This window comes from Niastella sp. sgz303648 (assembly GCF_059587045.1).
The window spans coordinates 256,115-273,506 of the sequence record NZ_JCAPSW010000006.1; the positions used below are offsets into that span (position 1 = coordinate 256,115).

General features: G+C 43.6%; 12 protein-coding genes. 10 read left to right on the plus strand and 2 right to left on the minus strand.

Translation table 11 applies throughout. The annotated features are described in order from the left end of the window. Nucleotides 1-129 precede the first annotated feature (129 nt). Nucleotides 130-1,566, plus strand: coding sequence for a phytoene desaturase family protein (locus tag AC59IL_RS19260; protein WP_496553814.1), 1,437 nt, complete (start codon nucleotides 130-132; stop codon nucleotides 1,564-1,566). Nucleotides 1,567-1,590: 24 nt separating this feature from the next. Here AC59IL_RS19260 and AC59IL_RS19265 read toward each other — a convergent pair whose 3' ends face one another. Together AC59IL_RS19265 and AC59IL_RS19270 are read right to left on the minus strand one after the other, a co-directional pair. Continuing rightward, the gene (locus AC59IL_RS19265) at nucleotides 1,591-2,352 is read right to left on the minus strand and encodes a LytR/AlgR family response regulator transcription factor (RefSeq protein WP_496553815.1); all 762 of its coding nucleotides are present in this window, start codon (nucleotides 2,350-2,352) and stop codon (nucleotides 1,591-1,593) included. After that, the gene (locus AC59IL_RS19270) at nucleotides 2,333-3,352 is read right to left on the minus strand and encodes a sensor histidine kinase (RefSeq protein ID WP_496553816.1); all 1,020 of its coding nucleotides are present in this window, start codon (nucleotides 3,350-3,352) and stop codon (nucleotides 2,333-2,335) included. Before AC59IL_RS19270 ends, AC59IL_RS19265 begins: the two co-directional genes overlap by 20 nt. A 289-nt stretch (nucleotides 3,353-3,641) precedes the next feature. Between AC59IL_RS19270 and AC59IL_RS19275 the strand changes: the two genes are divergently transcribed. From AC59IL_RS19275 to AC59IL_RS19315, 9 genes are all read left to right on the plus strand, one after another. After that, nucleotides 3,642-4,412: a DUF1223 domain-containing protein gene (locus AC59IL_RS19275; RefSeq protein ID WP_496553817.1), complete on the plus strand. Its 771-nt coding sequence runs from the start codon at nucleotides 3,642-3,644 to the stop codon at nucleotides 4,410-4,412. A 1-nt stretch (nucleotide 4,413) separates the two neighbouring features. After that, a complete protein-coding gene (locus tag AC59IL_RS19280; RefSeq protein WP_496553818.1) occupies nucleotides 4,414-5,223 on the plus strand; it encodes an alpha/beta hydrolase in 810 nt (269 codons plus the stop codon). A gap of 416 nt (nucleotides 5,224-5,639) precedes the next feature. After that, complete coding sequence (locus AC59IL_RS19285) at nucleotides 5,640-6,167, plus strand: RBBP9/YdeN family alpha/beta hydrolase (protein ID WP_496553819.1); 528 nt, start codon at nucleotides 5,640-5,642, stop codon at nucleotides 6,165-6,167. A gap of 73 nt (nucleotides 6,168-6,240) precedes the next feature. Continuing rightward, a complete protein-coding gene (locus AC59IL_RS19290) occupies nucleotides 6,241-8,703 on the plus strand; it encodes a glycoside hydrolase family 95 protein (RefSeq protein WP_496553820.1) in 2,463 nt (820 codons plus the stop codon). Nucleotides 8,704-9,156: 453 nt separating this feature from the next. Continuing rightward, a complete protein-coding gene (locus tag AC59IL_RS19295; RefSeq protein WP_496553821.1) occupies nucleotides 9,157-9,525 on the plus strand; it encodes a hypothetical protein in 369 nt (122 codons plus the stop codon). 155 nt (nucleotides 9,526-9,680) lie between these two features. Next, complete coding sequence (locus AC59IL_RS19300; RefSeq protein ID WP_496553822.1) at nucleotides 9,681-10,763, plus strand: efflux RND transporter periplasmic adaptor subunit; 1,083 nt, start codon at nucleotides 9,681-9,683, stop codon at nucleotides 10,761-10,763. A 119-nt stretch (nucleotides 10,764-10,882) separates the two neighbouring features. Next, on the plus strand, nucleotides 10,883-14,050 hold the full coding sequence (locus AC59IL_RS19305) for an efflux RND transporter permease subunit (protein ID WP_496553823.1): 3,168 nt from the start codon (nucleotides 10,883-10,885) through the stop codon (nucleotides 14,048-14,050). Next, nucleotides 14,043-15,476: a TolC family protein gene (locus AC59IL_RS19310; RefSeq protein WP_496553824.1), complete on the plus strand. Its 1,434-nt coding sequence runs from the start codon at nucleotides 14,043-14,045 to the stop codon at nucleotides 15,474-15,476. Before AC59IL_RS19305 ends, AC59IL_RS19310 begins: the two co-directional genes overlap by 8 nt. Before the next feature lie 132 nt (nucleotides 15,477-15,608). Then, nucleotides 15,609-17,333, plus strand: a complete 1,725-nt coding sequence (locus AC59IL_RS19315) for a GH39 family glycosyl hydrolase (protein WP_496553825.1) — start codon at nucleotides 15,609-15,611, stop codon at nucleotides 17,331-17,333. Nucleotides 17,334-17,392: the final 59 nt, after the last annotated feature.

A 17,392-nucleotide genomic window follows, 5' to 3' on the forward strand; every position in this document is an offset into this window, starting at 1 on the left:
GTTTGAAGTAAAGATAAAGTTCTATGTTTTTTTATACAAGGATATCTTTTTGGAGGTCCTTATTTACAAGTTACCTTTATAGTAAGGTGCCTGAATTTCAGGCGCCCAGCCATCAACAAATTAAAACCTTTGGGCGATTTTGATGCTATAATAGTAGGTTCCGGACCAAATGGTTTAGCTGCTGCAATCACTATGCAACAGCAAGGGCTATCCGTTCTTTTGCTCGAAGCGAAAGATACCATTGGCGGTGGATTGCGTACGGCAGAACTTACCCTGCCCGGTTATTTGCATGATATCTGCTCGGCGGTTCATCCTATGGCATTGGCTTCTCCTTTTTTTGCCACCTTGCCTTTGAAAGAACATGGGCTTGAATATATTTTTCCTTCGGTGGCAGCGGCCCATCCCTTCGACGATGGAACAGCTGCGGTGCTTACCAACTCAATCAATGAAACGGCCGGTTTGCTGGGTGAAGACGAAGCTACTTATTTGAAGCTCATAAGTCCTTTGATTGCCACCTGGCCCCAAATTGCTGCTGATATTTTAGGCCCCCTGCATTTTCCCAAACATCCTTTGCTGATGGCACAGTTTGGGGTAAACGCTTTATCATCGGCGTGGCAGCTTTCAAAAAAGTTTCGCACACAAAAAGCTAAAGGATTATGGGCCGGCATGGCGGCTCATTCCATTCAACCATTAACCAATGCGGCTACTTCGGCCTTTGGTTTGGTATTAATCACTGCGGCGCATCTGAAAGGGTGGCCCATACCAAAAGGAGGTTCTGTTTCCATTGCCAATGCATTGGCTGCTTATTTTACTTCGATAGGAGGTAAAATACAAACCGGGTTTTATGTGCGTTCGCTTAATCAGTTGCCTGCCACTAAAGCATTGCTGTTTGATGTTACACCCCGGCAATTACTGCAAATTGCCGGCGACCGATTTTCATCCATTTATAAATGGCAGTTGAAAAAGTATCGCTATGGTATGGGGGTTTTTAAAATAGACTGGGCTTTGCGTGAACCCATTCCCTTCACCGCACCTGAATGCCGGCAGGCAGGGACCATTCATATTGGCAATACGCTGGAAGAAATTATGGAAAGTGAGCAACTATCATTCAATGGCATTCATTCCTCAAAGCCATTTGTATTATTGGCACAGCCCACCGTGTTTGATGTATCAAGAGCACCGGATGGAAAACACATCGCCTGGGCATATTGTCATGTGCCGCATGGTTCAGCGACAGACATGACTGATGCTATAGAAAACCAGGTAGAACGATTTGCACCGGGATTTAAAGATTGCATACTGGCAAGGCATACTATGAATACCTTGCAAATGGAAAGCTACAATCCTAATTATATAGGCGGCGATATTAACGGAGGCATCATTAACCTGCGACAATTGTACACACGACCAGCCATACGTATTTCGCCATATGCTACTTCTGCAAAGGGAATTTATATATGTTCCTCTTCTACTCCTCCCGGTGGTGGTGTTCACGGCATGTGTGGTTACCATGCCGCCCGAAAGGCGTTAAAAGATGTGTTTAAGATAACTCCGGCCTTACCTTAGACATTCCTGTTATGAATCGACGTATTACCTGTTCTCTAACCACTGCAAAAAGCCGGTGGTCTTTTCCTTACCTAACAATAAATTATCAGGGCTGGGTATAACCAGCTTTACCAGTAGCTTTCTGCCGTAATAATGCTCAACTTCCTTGATAGCGCTGAAGTTGATCAGGTATTGTCTGTTCAGCCGGTAAAATAGTTTGGCCGAAAGCTGGGTTTGCACCTGGTCGAGCGATTGAGGAATGGTATACTTCTGTTCGCGGAGGGTTACAATGGTTGTTGTATCATGTTTGATATAAATAAAAGCAATCTGATCTGTAGGTATGGTAATGTATTTGTTGCTGCTAAAAACCAAAAAGCTCTTTTTCCCTTCATCAACTCCCATTCTTTTTATTAACTCATCAAGGTCAGGTGTCGTGTTTTGCTGGAAAAAGTTTTTAAAATTATCAACCTTTTCAAAAGCATGTTGCAGTTCTTCTGTTGAAAACGGTTTTAATATATAATCAATTCCATTCGCTTTAATGGCATCCATGGCATATTCGCCATAAGCAGTACAAAAAATAACCGGGCAATTAATTTTAACTGACCTGAATATTTCGAAGCATAAACCATCCGAAAGCTGAACATCCATAAATATCAGATCAGGTGCTGAATTTTGCGAAAGAAAATTAACTGCACTTTCGATACTCTGTAAACTGGCAACAATGCAGGCGCCGGGTCTTATTTGTACAATCAGGTTGGCCAGTGATTTTGCAGCTTTTATCTCATCCTCAATAATGACGATTTTCATATATAACGGGCAGTTTTATTGTGAAAAATTGATCACCGGGCTGAATGACTATCTTTTTATCCTGCAGATGCATATAACGCTGATTGATGTTTTCGAGGCCCATTCCCATAGAAGATTCCGGTGTTCTTTTTAGTTGCAGCTGGTTTTGAACAATGATAAAATCCTTTTCTGAATATATGTTTATATGCAAAGGATGCTCAAGCGATACAACATTATGCTTGATGCAGTTTTCGACCAGCAATTGCAGCGTAAACGGAGGAATATATGTTTGATAAAGCTGCTGATCGATAGAAACGGAAAGTTCAATGCCCTCTTCGAACCGGGCCTTTAACAAAAACACATAGGCCTCCAGTATTTTCAGCTCCTCGGCAACTTTGATCAGATTCAGCTTGCGGCTTTCGAGAGTGAACCGGTAAAAATCAGATAATTTTAAAACAAATTCAACCGTATGGTCATCCCGGCTTTCAACCATATATTTTAAGGTATTCAAACTATTGAACAGAAAGTGCGGGTTCACCTGTTGTTTAAGCAGTTCGTACTGGGCGCTCAGACTATCCATTTTGGTTTGTTCCAATTCAATGCTTACCTGCTGGTTATGATAACTCTGGTACAAAAGGTGAATAAACATATAAAAAGTAAGACTGATGAGAATGCCTCTTACTTCTATCATTAACATTACCTGTCCAAAATTGAGGTGTGATAATAAAAATTGCTGAAGACAGGCCAGTAAAAACATAACGGATATTCCCATGACCAGGTTTTTTACCAGACGTTTCGTGGAAAATCCTTTGGCGACATCTTTTGAGGAATATACAGGAAGCGTAAATACATTGTAATACCAAACGAATAATGAAAAAAGGAACGTTATAACCGAATTGGCAATCGTTTCATAAATATTAAAATGCGGTTCGGCAATTTTGGGAACAGCCATAAGCACGCCCAGCAAAAAAGAACTCAGCCATATAATTTTATTCGATATTTTAAATGTTTCTTTTCTCATTGCAGGCTCAAAGTTAACAGGATTTCATTTGTGGTAACAATTGCGCGCCTGAATTGGGCAATACGAATCGTGAGCGAGGCATTTTGCACCCTGAAATAGTAGTGTAGAGGCGCCGGCGCCTGACGTATGCGATCTAATAGCTATATAGGGAATTAGAATAAAGCGGGGATTGTACAATTTAACCCAGCCAGTTGTCCGGCTCAGCACCCGATTCGTCTACATAACGATTTTATGCATTTCAATCCGTAGATATTGAAGTCTATTTGCATCAGCATTTAAATAATAACATATGAAATCAGCAGGTATATTAATGATAGCAGTGATAATCGCCGCGTTTGTTCATCCTCTTAATAAAAAAGATAATGCAAAGCCGGAGATTCCCAATACAGGTAATGGCTTTGCGGTGGCAGAACTATTTACATCAGAAGGTTGCTCCAGTTGTCCGCCGGCCGATAAACTGGTAGAAAAAATTCAAAGTGAAAATCCCGGTAAGTCAATTTATATACTGGCTTTTCATGTCGATTACTGGAATCATTTGGGTTGGAAAGACAGGTTCAGCGACCCGGCGTACACGGCAAGACAACGCAGGTATGCCGATTGGCTACATCTTGAAACGGTATATACGCCGCAAATAGTAATCAACGGACGAAGCGAGTATGTGGGGTCAGATGAAAACGCAGTAACAAAAGCGATTACCGAAGGGCTTGCTCAGCCATCACCAAAAACATTAACGCTTCGTGCAGGTGTTGAAGGCAGCAAGCTGCAGGTTGATTACGAGGTTGCCGGCGAAAAGAATGCTGAACTGGTACTGGCCCTGGTACAAAAATCTGCAACCAGTAAGGTAGGAGCGGGGGAAAATGCAGGCAAACAATTATCGCATGTGCAAATAGTAAGGCAGTTGGTTTATCAGGATGTGAGCAATCAAAAAACGATCACTATGAATTTACCCAAAGATTTTAATGAAAAAGGCTGGGAGTTGATTGGTTTTATACAGCATAAGAAAGATGGGCGCATTACAGCCGCTGCCCGTTTTGATTTTCAATCTCAAAAACAATTATAATATGAAAAGTAGTTTATTATCATCAAAACGAAATTATTTATCGGTTTTAGCGGTGATCCTTTTATTCTGTTGTATGGCAGTTCGGGTAACAGCGGCGCCGCCCAAAAACAAACAGCAGGCAGTAAGTGAAGTAAAGAATATTGTAATTGTGCATGGCGCATTTGCCGACGGATCGGGATTTAAAAAATTATACAGTGTATTAACTAAAAAAGGCTACCATGTAACCATTGTGCAAAACCCGCTTACTTCTTTGAAAGATGATGTTGATGCTACCCTGCGGGCGCTTGATAAACAGGATGGCCCGGTTATTTTGGTGGGTCACTCATGGGGAGGTACGGTAATTACCGAAGCCGGAATGCATCCGAAAGTGGCGGCACTGGTGTACATCGCGGCATTCATGCCCGATAAGGGAGAAACCACAGGACAACTGGCCATGTCGTTACCCATGAAAACCGAGGGAGGTATTTTACCGCCCGATGAACATGGCGTGGTGTATTTCGACAAAACTAAATTTCATGCAGGTTTTGCTGCTGACCTCAGTAAAGAAGAGGCCGATTTCATGAGCGCCTCGCAGGCACCCATATTCGGCGCTTGTTTCGGAGCACCGGTTGCAGAGGCTGCATGGAAAACCAAACCGAGCTACGGTATTGTTGCAACTGAAGATATGGCGCTTAATCCCGATATCGAGCGCAACATGTATAAAAAGGCCGGCGCCGTTATAACTGAAATAAAGGGAAGTCATGTAGTATTTATTTCGCATCCCGAAGCGGTTGCGAAGGTTATCATCGATGCTGCCAATGGAAGAAAATAAGAATTCTTTTTTCTGAGAACAATTAACGATCAATCTCGTTTAATCGGAAGGTTACATACTTTGCCTCTGGGAAATAGCAACCTCTCTGCGGAGAGGTTTTGCTTTTATTACATATTAATAAGTTATTCAAAGAGAATGAATTAAGAAAGAAATGTGCAAAATTTAAACATTGCAAATCCATACTGCAGGGGCACTATTTCCAAAATGGAAATAGTTCGAAAAAGAGTAAAGGGCAGTTGTTGAAAAAAATGCGACAACTGGATTTAAATGCAGGAGCAGGGTAAAAAACGCCAACTGTTGCAAAAAATGCAACAGTTCAAATGGAAGGAAAAAGAGAGTTATCTGTAAATAGAATCTTACAATCCTGAATTTGATCAATATCAGAAATTGATATCTTCGGTTAGAAAAAATAATAAATGACAAATTATTTAATCGTACCCGGACTTGGAAATTCGGGGCCGGAGCATTGGCAAACATATTTTGAAAAATCAGGCAATAACTTCATTAGAATTGAACAACGTGAGTGGGATGCTCCGAACTGTCAGGAATGGGTTGAAACGATTGATAATAAAGTTTCAGAATTTGATCCTTCTACTGTTGTACTTATAGGCCATAGTTTAGGTTGCTCAACCATCGCTCATTGGGCTACAAAATACAAACGACAAATCAAAGGAGCTTTATTGGTTGCGCCAAGCGACCTTGAAGCGCCGCAATACACTTTTCCTGCAACAGGGTTTGCACCTATTCCGCTCAACAAAATAAATTTCAAAACAATTGTAGTAGCAAGCGAAGATGACATTTGGGTTTCATTAAACAGGGCAAAATTCTTTGCAGCGCACTGGGGCAGTGAATTTATAAATATTGGTAATGCCGGGCACATCAATGTTGCTTCGGGACATACAAACTGGGATGAAGCCATGCGAATATTAAAAACATTGGGTTGATAAAATGCACTGCTATAGTTGGTAAAAAAAACAATATTTGCCCGGAAATTTCGAAATGATCTATTGCAACTATATGAAACAAAAATTATTTGTACTCTTATTCTTCATTGCCGGTAGCAGCCAGGCGCAAACAACAAATAATCTAAAACTGTGGTACGATAAACCCGCCGCTAACTGGAACGAAGCGCTGCCCATTGGCAATGGCCACGTGGCCGCTATGATATTTGGCACCACCGAATCGGAACGGCTGCAGCTGAATGAAGAAACAATTTGGGCAGGTGAACCCGGAAATAACATTATTGAAGGAACCTACGACAGCATTCAAACAATACGTCGCCTGATTTTTGAAGGCAGGTATAAAGAGGCACAGGAACTATCCAATAAAACCTTTCCCCGCCATGCACCCGCAAATACTAATTATGGAGTGCAGTACCAGCCTGCCGGTAATTTATTGATAAACTTTCCTCATCACGATAAAGTAACCAACTATTACCGCGACCTGGATATTCAAAATGCAATTGCCTCGGTTTCCTATACAGTGAACGGCGTGCAATTTAAACGCGAGCAATTTGCTTCACTGGCAGATGGCGTGATTATCGTTCGCTTAACAGCCAGTAAACCGAAAAGTATTACCTGCATATTGAGTTTGAACAGTCCGCATAAAGTGAGTGCTGTACAAACGCAGCAGCATAAACTGGTACTAACCGGCCAAACCAGTGATGTTGGTAATAAAAAAGGAAAGATCCGTTTTGAAGCGCAGGTTCAGCCAACCGTTGAAGGGGGTACATTTTCAACGACTGATACTTCTATTATTATAAAAGATGCTGATGCCGCAACAATATACATCAGCATTGGTACCAACTTTAAAAAGTACAACGATATCAGCGGTGACGCATCAGCAAAAGCTGCCGGTTATTTGAAAGAAGCCTTGTTAAAAGATTATACCACAGCAAAAGCAAGGCATACAAAAATATACCGCAGCTATTTTGACAGAGTAGCATTTGATATTGGCACCACTGAACAGGCTTCAAAAACAACGGATGTTCGTATTAAAGAATTTGCTGCAGGCAACGATCCGCAGCTGGTGGCATTGTATTTTCAGTTTGGCCGCTACCTGCTCATTTCTGCATCGCAACCCGGAACGCAGCCTGCCAACCTGCAGGGTAAGTGGAACGATAAACTGAATCCGCCATGGGATTCTAAATACACGATCAACATCAACACCGAAATGAATTACTGGCCCGCCGAGGTTACCAATCTCAGCGAAATGCACAGGCCATTGTTTGAAATGATAAAAGAGCTGTCGGTTACCGGCACAGAAAGCGCCTCGAAAATGTATCATGCCCGCGGATGGAATGCGCACCACAATACCGACTTATGGCGCATCACCGGGCCCGTTGATGGTGGCTTTTACGGCATGTGGCCCATGGGTGGTGCATGGCTCACCCAACATTTGTGGTATCATTATGTATTCACCGGTGATAAACAATTTTTAAAAGAAGTTTACCCGGTGTTGAAAAGCGCCGCAATGTTTTATGCTGATGTGTTGCAGGAGGAACCTGAACACAAATGGCTGGTAGTGGCGCCTTCTATGTCGCCCGAAAATACTTTTCAAAAAGATGTTAGTCTTACGGCCGGCACCACTATGGACAATCAACTGGTATTCGATGTATTTTCCAATGCCATTACAGCGGCTTCACTATTGAACACCGATAAGGCTTTTGCAGATACCCTGAAAGAAAAGCTCAACCGGTTGCCGCCTATGCAGATAGGCCGGTTTGGACAATTGCAGGAATGGTTACACGACTGGGATAATCCGGATGATAAGCATCGCCATATTTCTCATTTGTATGGTTTGTTTCCGGGCAATCAGATTTCTCCTTACCGCCATCCTGAATTATTGGAAGCGGCAAGAACTTCATTGATACACCGGGGCGATAAATCAACCGGCTGGAGCATGGGCTGGAAAGTGAACTGGTGGGCCAGGTTACTCGATGGCAACCGGGCGTACAAATTAATTGCCGATCAGTTAACACCCGCTCCAACAGAAGAGAATTGGAAAGATGGTGGTACGTACCCTAATTTGTTTGATGCGCATCCGCCGTTTCAGATCGATGGCAATTTCGGATGTACCTCGGGCATTGCCGAAATGCTGGTACAGTCGCACGACGGCTCTATACAAATTCTGCCGGCATTGCCCGATGCATGGCCAAACGGTAAAGTGGAAGGCCTGGTAACCAGAGGCGGATTTGTCGTGCACATCACCTGGAAGAAAGGTAAAATCAACACGTTAAAAATTGTTTCGAAGCTGGGAGGCAATTGCAGAATAAAGCTGTACAACGAAATAGTGCCCGCAAAGGGTGTAAAGCTGGCAAAAGCCACAGGCGAAAATCCAAATCCGTTTTTTGTCGTAGCCAACATAAAGGAGCCTTTGGTGGCCGCATCAGCAACTATTTCGAAAACAACTTTAAAGTCAACATACGTTTATGATTTTGCCACGGCGCCCGGCGGTGTGTATATATTTCAGGTAAAGTAGTAACCCATTGATGGAATTATAAAACCAAATGAATGTTCGTATATGCAGTGCCAATCAGGATTTTAAGCTGGTATATATTATGATAAATGAATAAAAGTTGCAAAAAATAGTTTGTAGATTGGCCCATTAACTGTTAATTTTACGATTCCAGCATTTCGCACCGGTTTTGAGTTAAATGGCCGGTATATGTAACAGGAACTAAACGATGGCTTTCCCCAAAAAGGAAGGCTTTATTATTTTGGTGATAGTATGAAGTTCTTAATTATCATGAGTGAACAGGACAATAAAAACTACGCTCAGTAAGTTAAACAGCAGCGTAAGTATAACTCTGATAACCTGTTAACCGGTTTTTAACAACATTCTAATGTGGTTATATAGTACACTTCATATTATTTTTGACGCCTGATGATGAGGTTGTTTATAAGATTTCTACTGTTATTTTGTTTTCTCCTTTTGGGAAGGTATGCGCCTGCCCGTCAAGATCATATTGGATTCAATTCCGAAAAACTTGTTGAAAAATTACCAAAGGCTGATATTGCATACGGACTGAATGACGCACGCCCAATCTACAAATCCGCCACACCGGCAAAAGGAAAATTATACGAAAAAATAAAGGCCGTTGAAATCGAAGACGACGACGACGACGATGAAGCGGGCTCCTTCAAAAAGAATGTAAAGCCCGGTAATGACTTCATATCTGTTTTTTACGAACAAAGGCTTGAAAACAGTTACCGCTACTGTACCAGCCCCCTGATATTCTTTAAACATATTGAATGGTCAACTCCTGATAAATTCATATTTCACCAGGTTTTCAGGATTTGATTTAACCACACCTTCAACAGGCTATAACGAGGCCTGATCTATCTACAATTATATTTTATTGCTCTGCCTGCCATAGTAAAGCTATTGAGGTCAGGTGTAGTGTGCACCAGCCAAAAAATGCTCAGATAACTCTGAATTAAGAACCCATAAATATTATGAAAAGAATTTTCATGCTCATGGGCTTGTATGCCTTGTTATGCCATACAAGCTGTAAATCAAAGGAAGAAGAAAAAGAAGCCCCCACTAAATTTTTAGTTACCAGTCCGTTGAAAATGGATACCACTGTAACCAAGCAGTACGTGTGCCAGATCAAGTCGATCCGAAATATCGAGTTGCGGGCACAGGAAAAAGGTTACCTGCAGGGTATTTATGTCGACGAAGGCCAGTATGTAAAGGCTGGGCAGTTGTTGTTCAAGATCATGCCTAAAATTTATGAGGCCGAAATGCAAAAAGCCGAGGCCGAAGCCAATGCCGCTGAAATTGAAGTGCAGAATACACAGGCCCTTTCTGATAAAAATGTAGTGTCGAAAAATGAACTCGCTTTGGCCAACGCCAAATGGCAAAAGGCAAAAGCTGAATTGGCACTTGCCAAAGTGCATCTGGCATTTACCGAAATCAGGGCGCCCTTCGAAGGCTTTATCGACCGCCTTCATTTAAAACTCGGTAGCCTTGTTGAAGAAGGCGACCTGCTTACCAGCCTCAGCGACAACAGCCGCATGTGGGTATACTTCAACGTATCGGAACCCGAGTACCTGAATTATGAGGCCAGTCTTAAAAACAAAAGCAGCGCCAAAGTAAATCTGTTGATGGCCAATAACGAGGTGTTCAAACATCCCGGCGTTGTTGAAACCATCGAAAGCGAGTTCAACAACGAAACCGGCAACATTGCATTCAGGGCTACATTCCCTAATTCTGAAGGTCTGTTAAGACACGGTGAAACAGGTAATATACTCATGGAGCAGCAGCTGAAAAGTGCGATCATCATTCCTCAGAAGGCAAGTATGGAGATCATGGACAAAAAATATGTGTATGTGGTGGATAAAAACAATGTAGTGAAGTTAACACCCATTACCATTGGTGCCGAAATGCCTGATCTGTATGTGATCACAGAAGGTTTGAACGAAAATGATAAAATATTACTCGAAGGGTTAAGAAAAGTGAAAAATAACGATAAGATATCATTCGACTACGAAGAACCACAATCGGTACTCGGCCATTTAAAGTTGCCCACTGAATAATATCGAATATCGAATTTCAAATGACCAATGTCGAAGTTCTCCCTACTTATCATTTCTCTGTATTCTTTCGACATTCATTATTCGATATTCGTTATTCATCATTTTAAAAAGACTTGACGATGTTTAATATATTCATGAAAAGGCCGGTGTTTGCGATAGTGATATCACTTGTCATTATCTTCATGGGCATACTGGCCATAACCACCCTTCCAACATCACAGTTCCCTTCTATTGCGCCACCAAGGGTGATCGTTAGTGTAGCGTACCCCGGCGCCAGTGCCGATGTACTGGTGAAATCTGTTCTCATCCCTATGGAAAAGGCCGTTAACGGTGTGCCTGGCATGAAGTACATGACTTCAGATGCTACCAGCGCCGGTGAGGCCAACATTCAGGTTGTTTTTGATTTGGGAACCGATCCCAACCAGGCGGTAGTGAATGTGAAGAACCGTATTGAACAGGTAACGAACAGGCTTCCCGAACTGGTGCAGCGCGAAGGTTTAATTGTAAACATTCTGCAGCCAAACATGCTGATGTATGTTAACGTATACAGTAAAGATCCCAAGGCTGATGAAAACTTCCTGTACAACTTTTCCCAGGTTAACATATTACGTGAACTGAGCCGTGTAAAAGGTATTGGTAATGCGCAGATCCTCGGTAGCCGGCAATACGCCATGCGTGTTTGGCTGAAGCCCGATCGTATGCGCGCTTATAATGTATCGACCGATGAGGTAATGGAAGCACTGGGCAGCCAGAGTGTAATCGGTTCACCCGGCCGTATTGGCCGAAGCGACGGTAAACGTTCACAGGCGCTGGAATACGTATTAACATACCAGGGAAGATATAACCAGCCCGAACAGTATAAAGACGTTATTATACGTGCCAATGCAAGCGGTGAATTAATTCACCTGAAAGATATAGCCGATGTAGAGCTGGGAAGTGAGTTTTATGATATCTATTCAAACCTCAATGGCCATCCTTCGGCGGCTATTGTATTGAAGCAAACCTATGGCAGTAATGCCAGTGATGTAATTAAAGAAATTAAAGCTAAGCTCGAAGAAATTAAAACAAGTTCATTTCCGCCGGGAATGGATTATGAGATCGATTATGATGTATCGAGCTTTTTGAATGCCTCTATCGAAAAAGTATTGCACACATTGGGCGAAGCCTTCGTGCTGGTGGCCATCGTGGTGTTCCTGTTTTTGGGCGACTGGCGTTCAACGCTTATCCCAACACTGGCCGTTCCGGTATCGCTGGTAGGCGCCTTTTTCTTCATGCAAATGTTCGGTTTATCTATCAACCTCATCACCTTATTCGCCCTGGTACTGGCAATCGGTATCGTGGTAGATAATGCCATTGTGGTGATCGAAGCCGTGCATGCCAAAATGGAAGAAACGCATCTTTCGCCTTATCAGGCAACCAAAAAAGTGGTGCATGAAATCAGTGGGGCCATCATCGCTATCACCTTCGTAATGGCGGCGGTGTTTATTCCCGTGGCGTTTATGTCGGGTCCTGTAGGTATCTTTTACCGGCAGTTTTCTATTACCATGGCTACAGCCATCGTATTGAGTGGTGTGGTGGCATTGACGCTTACACCGGTGCTTTGCGCCATGTTGTTAAAGAATACGCATGGTAAACCCCGGAAGAAAACACCCATCAACAGATTCCTCGATGTTTTTAATAAAGGCTTCGATAAACTAACGGGTAGGTACACGGGACTGATGGAAAAGATCGTGAACCGCAGGGTGGTTACTTTTGGTCTTTTGATCGCTTTTGGCCTCGGCATATTCGGCATAGGTAAAAACCTTCCAACGGGCTTTATTCCCAGTGAAGATCAGGGTATGATCTATGCCATTATTCAAACGCCGCCCGGTTCTACACTCGAAAGAACCAATGATATGGCGCGCAAGGTGCAGGAGATTGCAGAGCATGTCGACGGCATTCAATCGGTTTCGGCACTGGCCGGTTACGAGGTGTTGACCGAGGGTCGCGGATCCAATGCAGGCACCTGTTTGATCAGCTTGAAAGACTGGTCAGAGCGTAAGCATAATGTGAATGAGATCATTCGTGAGCTGGAAGAAAAATGCCGCGATATTCAGGGAGCTACCATCGAATTTTTCGGACCTCCGGCCGTACCCGGTTACGGTGCTGCAGGTGGTTTTGCCTTGCGTTTGCTCGACAAAACCAATAGCGATAATTACCTCGAAATGGAAAAGGTGAATGAAGATTTTATGGAGGCTTTGAAGAAACGTAAAGAGCTTACCGGATTATTCACTTTTTACAGCGCCAACTATCCTCAGTACGACCTCGAGATCGACAACCAGGCAGCGATGCAAAAAGGTGTGTCGATCGGTAAAGCCATGGATAACCTGTCGATTTTGATTGGTAGTACCTATGAGCTTGGTTTCATACGCTTCGGTAACTTCTTCAAAGTATATGTGCAGGCATCTCCTGAATACAGAGCGCTGCCCGATGACCTGTTGAAACTATACGTAAAAAATAACCGCGACGAAATGGTGCCGTATTCGGCTTTCATGTCGATCAAAAAAGGACATGGGTTGAATGAAATTACGCGGTACAACATGTACAACTCATCAGCCATCAGAGGGGAACCCGCAGCCGGGTACAGCAGTGGTGAGGCCATCAAAATTATTCAGGAAGTGGCCGACAAAACATTGCCTCGTGGTTATGGTATCGACTGGGAAGGTTTGTCGAAAGATGAAGCAAGCCGTGGTAACGAAGCGATCTACATCTTCATGATCGTATTATTGTTTGTATACTTAATTCTGGCTGCGCAGTACGAAAGCTTTATACTGCCGCTGGCGGTGATCCTTTCGTTACCTGCGGGTGTATTCGGATCATTTTTGCTGATCAAGATAATGGGCCTTGCGAACGACATTTATGCACAGGTGGGCCTGGTAATGCTTGTGGGTTTGTTAGGTAAGAACGCCGTGTTGATTGTGGAATTCGCCGCTCAGAAACACCGGGCAGGCATGACCGTATTCAGGGCCGCCATCGAAGGCGCCAGAACGCGTTTCCGCCCCATCTTAATGACTTCTCTCGCCTTTATTGCCGGTTTGATTCCGCTGGTTGTTGCAACCGGTCCGGGCGCCATCGGTAACCGTACCATCGGTTCTGCCTCATTGGGAGGTATGTTGATCGGTACGGTGTTCGGGGTGATCATTATTCCCGGATTGTATTACACATTCGGCAAAATAGCGGCTAAGCGCAAGCTGATAAAAGATGAAGAAGAAAATCCATTAACAGAAGAAATTGATCACAATGTTTAGAAACAACCTATTTAAGTATGTAGGTATAACCTGCATTTCGCTGGCGTATGCGGCTTGCAAAGTTCCTGTTTTGGTTACTAAAACAGAGAACAAAGCAGTACCTGCCGGTTATAACAATTCGCAGGATACTACCAATACGGGCACCGTAAAATGGAACCAGTATTTTACCGATCCGCATCTGGTTGCCCTGATTAATACGGCGCTGGAGCATAACCAGGAACTGAATATTACTTTACAGGAAATTGAAATTACCCGTAACGAAATTCAGGCACGCAAAGGGGAGTATTTACCGTTTGTTGGACTGAAAGCCGGAGTAGGTGTTGATAAAGCAGCCAGGTATACCAACATTGGCGCTATGGAAAAGAACACCGAAATTGAACCGGGTAAAGAAATGCCCGAGCCGATGCCCGATATCTTGTTAGCAGCTACTGCTACCTGGGAGGCCGATATATGGCATAAACTGCACAACGCTAAAAAAGCAGCGGTAACCCGGTATCTTGCTACTATAGAAGGCAGAAATTTCGTGATCACGAACCTGATTGCCGAAATAGCTAATTCCTATTACGAATTACTGGCGCTCGATAATCAACTGGATATTGTAAGGAAGAACGTGGAAATTCAATCCAACGCCCTCGACATTGTAAAGCTGCAAAAAGAAGCAGCCCGTGTAACGGAACTGGCTGTACGTAAATTTGAAGCAGAGGTGTATAAAACCCGCAGTCTTCAGTTCGATATTCAGCAAAAGATCACCGAAACCGAAAATAGGATCAATTTTCTGCTCGGTCGGTTTCCGCAGCCAATTCCCCGCAGTGATCAGGGGTTTGATAATGTTGTACCTGCCACTATTCATGCCGGTATTCCGGCGCAGTTATTAGCCAACCGGCCCGATATTAAACAGGCCGAGCTGGAACTGGCAGCTGCGAAATTAGATATACAGGTAGCCAAAGCACAGTTTTATCCTTCATTAGGTATTTCTGCCGCTGTAGGTTTGCAGGCATTTAATCCAACTTACCTGGTGAAATTACCCGAGTCGATACTGGCTTCACTTGCAGGCGACCTCGTTGCACCTTTGATAAATAAGAATGCGATAAAGGCAACCTATTATAATGCCAACGCAAAGCAAATACAGGCTGTTTACAACTACGAACGTACCATTGTAAATGCGTATGTTGAAGTGGCCAACCAGCTGGCGAAGATCGGTAACCTTGAAAAAAGTTACGATCTGAAATCAAAACAGGTTGAGGCGCTTACACAGTCGATCAACATTTCGAACGACCTTTTCAAATCCGCAAGAGCGGATTATATGGAAGTGCTGCTCACACAGCGCGATGCGCTGGAATCGAAATTCGAACTGATTGAAACCAAAAAGCAGCAAATGAATGCCGTAGTAAACATCTACCAGGCGTTAGGGGGTGGATGGAATTAGACACCGGACACATCAATGCTTTTTATTGTAGTCCCGCCAAAAGCGGGACTATTTTTTTTATTGTAATATGAAAGAAAAATTGGCGATAGCGAATTTCGCCGTATATTTTGACGGCAAAAAAAGCCATTAACGATGCTTGTATCATGTTCCATTAAAACCAGATCGGTACTTACTATTGTCTTTTACACATTTTATTTGTTTTTGCCGGCAGCGAATGCACAAATGGCGCCTGCACCCACAAGCGGGGAGGCCGTCATTACCGTTGATCTGGGCAAAACAGTAGGGCCTATGTATCCCGCCTGGGCCTGGTTTGGCTACGATGAGCCCAACTACACCTACATGAAAGATGGTAAAAAGCTGTTATCAGAAATTGCAGCGCTCAGTCCGGTACCGGTATATGTACGGGCGCACAGCTTACTGGTTACCGGCGATGGGGTGCCTGCATTGAAATGGGGATCAACCAATGCCTATACCGAAGATGCCAATGGAAAACCGGTGTATAACTGGACGATCATCGACAGCATTTTTGATACCTATATACAACGTGGCATGAAGCCCCTGGCGCAAATAGGATTTATGCCCGAAGCATTATCAACAAATCCGCAACCCTACAAGCACGACTGGAAGCCGGGCGATCCATACGGAAAAATTATGACCGGCTGGGCCTATCCGCCAAAGGATTATAAAAAATGGGCCGAACTGGTGTATCAGTGGGTAAAACACAGTGTTGACAGATACGGAAAAAAAGAAGTGGAAAGCTGGTATTGGGAGTTATGGAACGAACCCAATGGTTACTGGAAAGGAACCATGAACGAGTATTTTAAATTATATGATTATACAGCCGATGCCGTAAAACGCGCACTGCCTACGGCAAAGATCGGAGGTATTGATATTGCCGGCACCGGCAGCGAAGGCGCGCAAAAATGGCTGAATGCATTTGCAAAGCATTGCATTCAGGATACCAATTATGTTACCGGAAAAAAAGGAGCGCCTGTTGATATGATCCTGTTTCATGCCAAAGGCTCGCCAAAACTGGTAAATGGCCATGTACAAATGAATATGGGCCGGCAGCTAAAAGACATTGAAGCGGGTTTCAAATTCGTAGCTTCTTACCCGCAATTAAAGAATTTGCCAATTGTTATCGGCGAATCAGACCCCGAAGGCTGTGCAGCCTGCGGCATGCATACCAATCCCGAAAATGCGTATCGTAACGGCACCATGTATTCGAGCTATACTGCTGCTTCTTTTGTCCGTAAATATTTACTGGCCGATTTGTACAAAGTAAATTTCAAAGGGGCTGTTTCATGGTCGTTCGAATTTGAGAACCAGCCCTGGTTTTATGGCTTTCGCGACCTCGCCACTAATGGAGTTGATAAACCGGTACTGAATGTGTTTCGCATGTTTGGCATGATGAAAGGCAACCGGGTAGCAGTTTCCTCCGATCATGGTTATGATTTGCGCACAGCGGTAGATTCAAGTTTCAGAAAGCCGTACTCCGATATCAACGGCATGGCCTGCGCAGCTGCCGGTAATGCAACAGTTATGTTATGGAATTATCACGATGATGATGTAAAACCCGAACCCGAACAGGTAATGGTGCAAATAAAAGGCATTCCTGCCAAACAGGTTTTATTACAACATTATCGTATCGACGATGAGCACAGCAACAGCTATGAACGCTGGAAAAAAATGGGTTCGCCGCAAAATCCTTCTGCCGAACAAATAACCGAATTGGAAAAAGCCGGCCAGTTGCATTTGCTTGGTTCGCCCGAATACATCAAAACAAATAATGGCGAGGCAACGATCAGGTTTATGTTACCGCGTCAGGGTGTGTCGTTGTTGAAGTTCGATTGGTGAGTCGTGAATGGAATGTCTCGCGCAAAGGCGCAAAGCCGCAAAACTTCTCCCGACGAGTA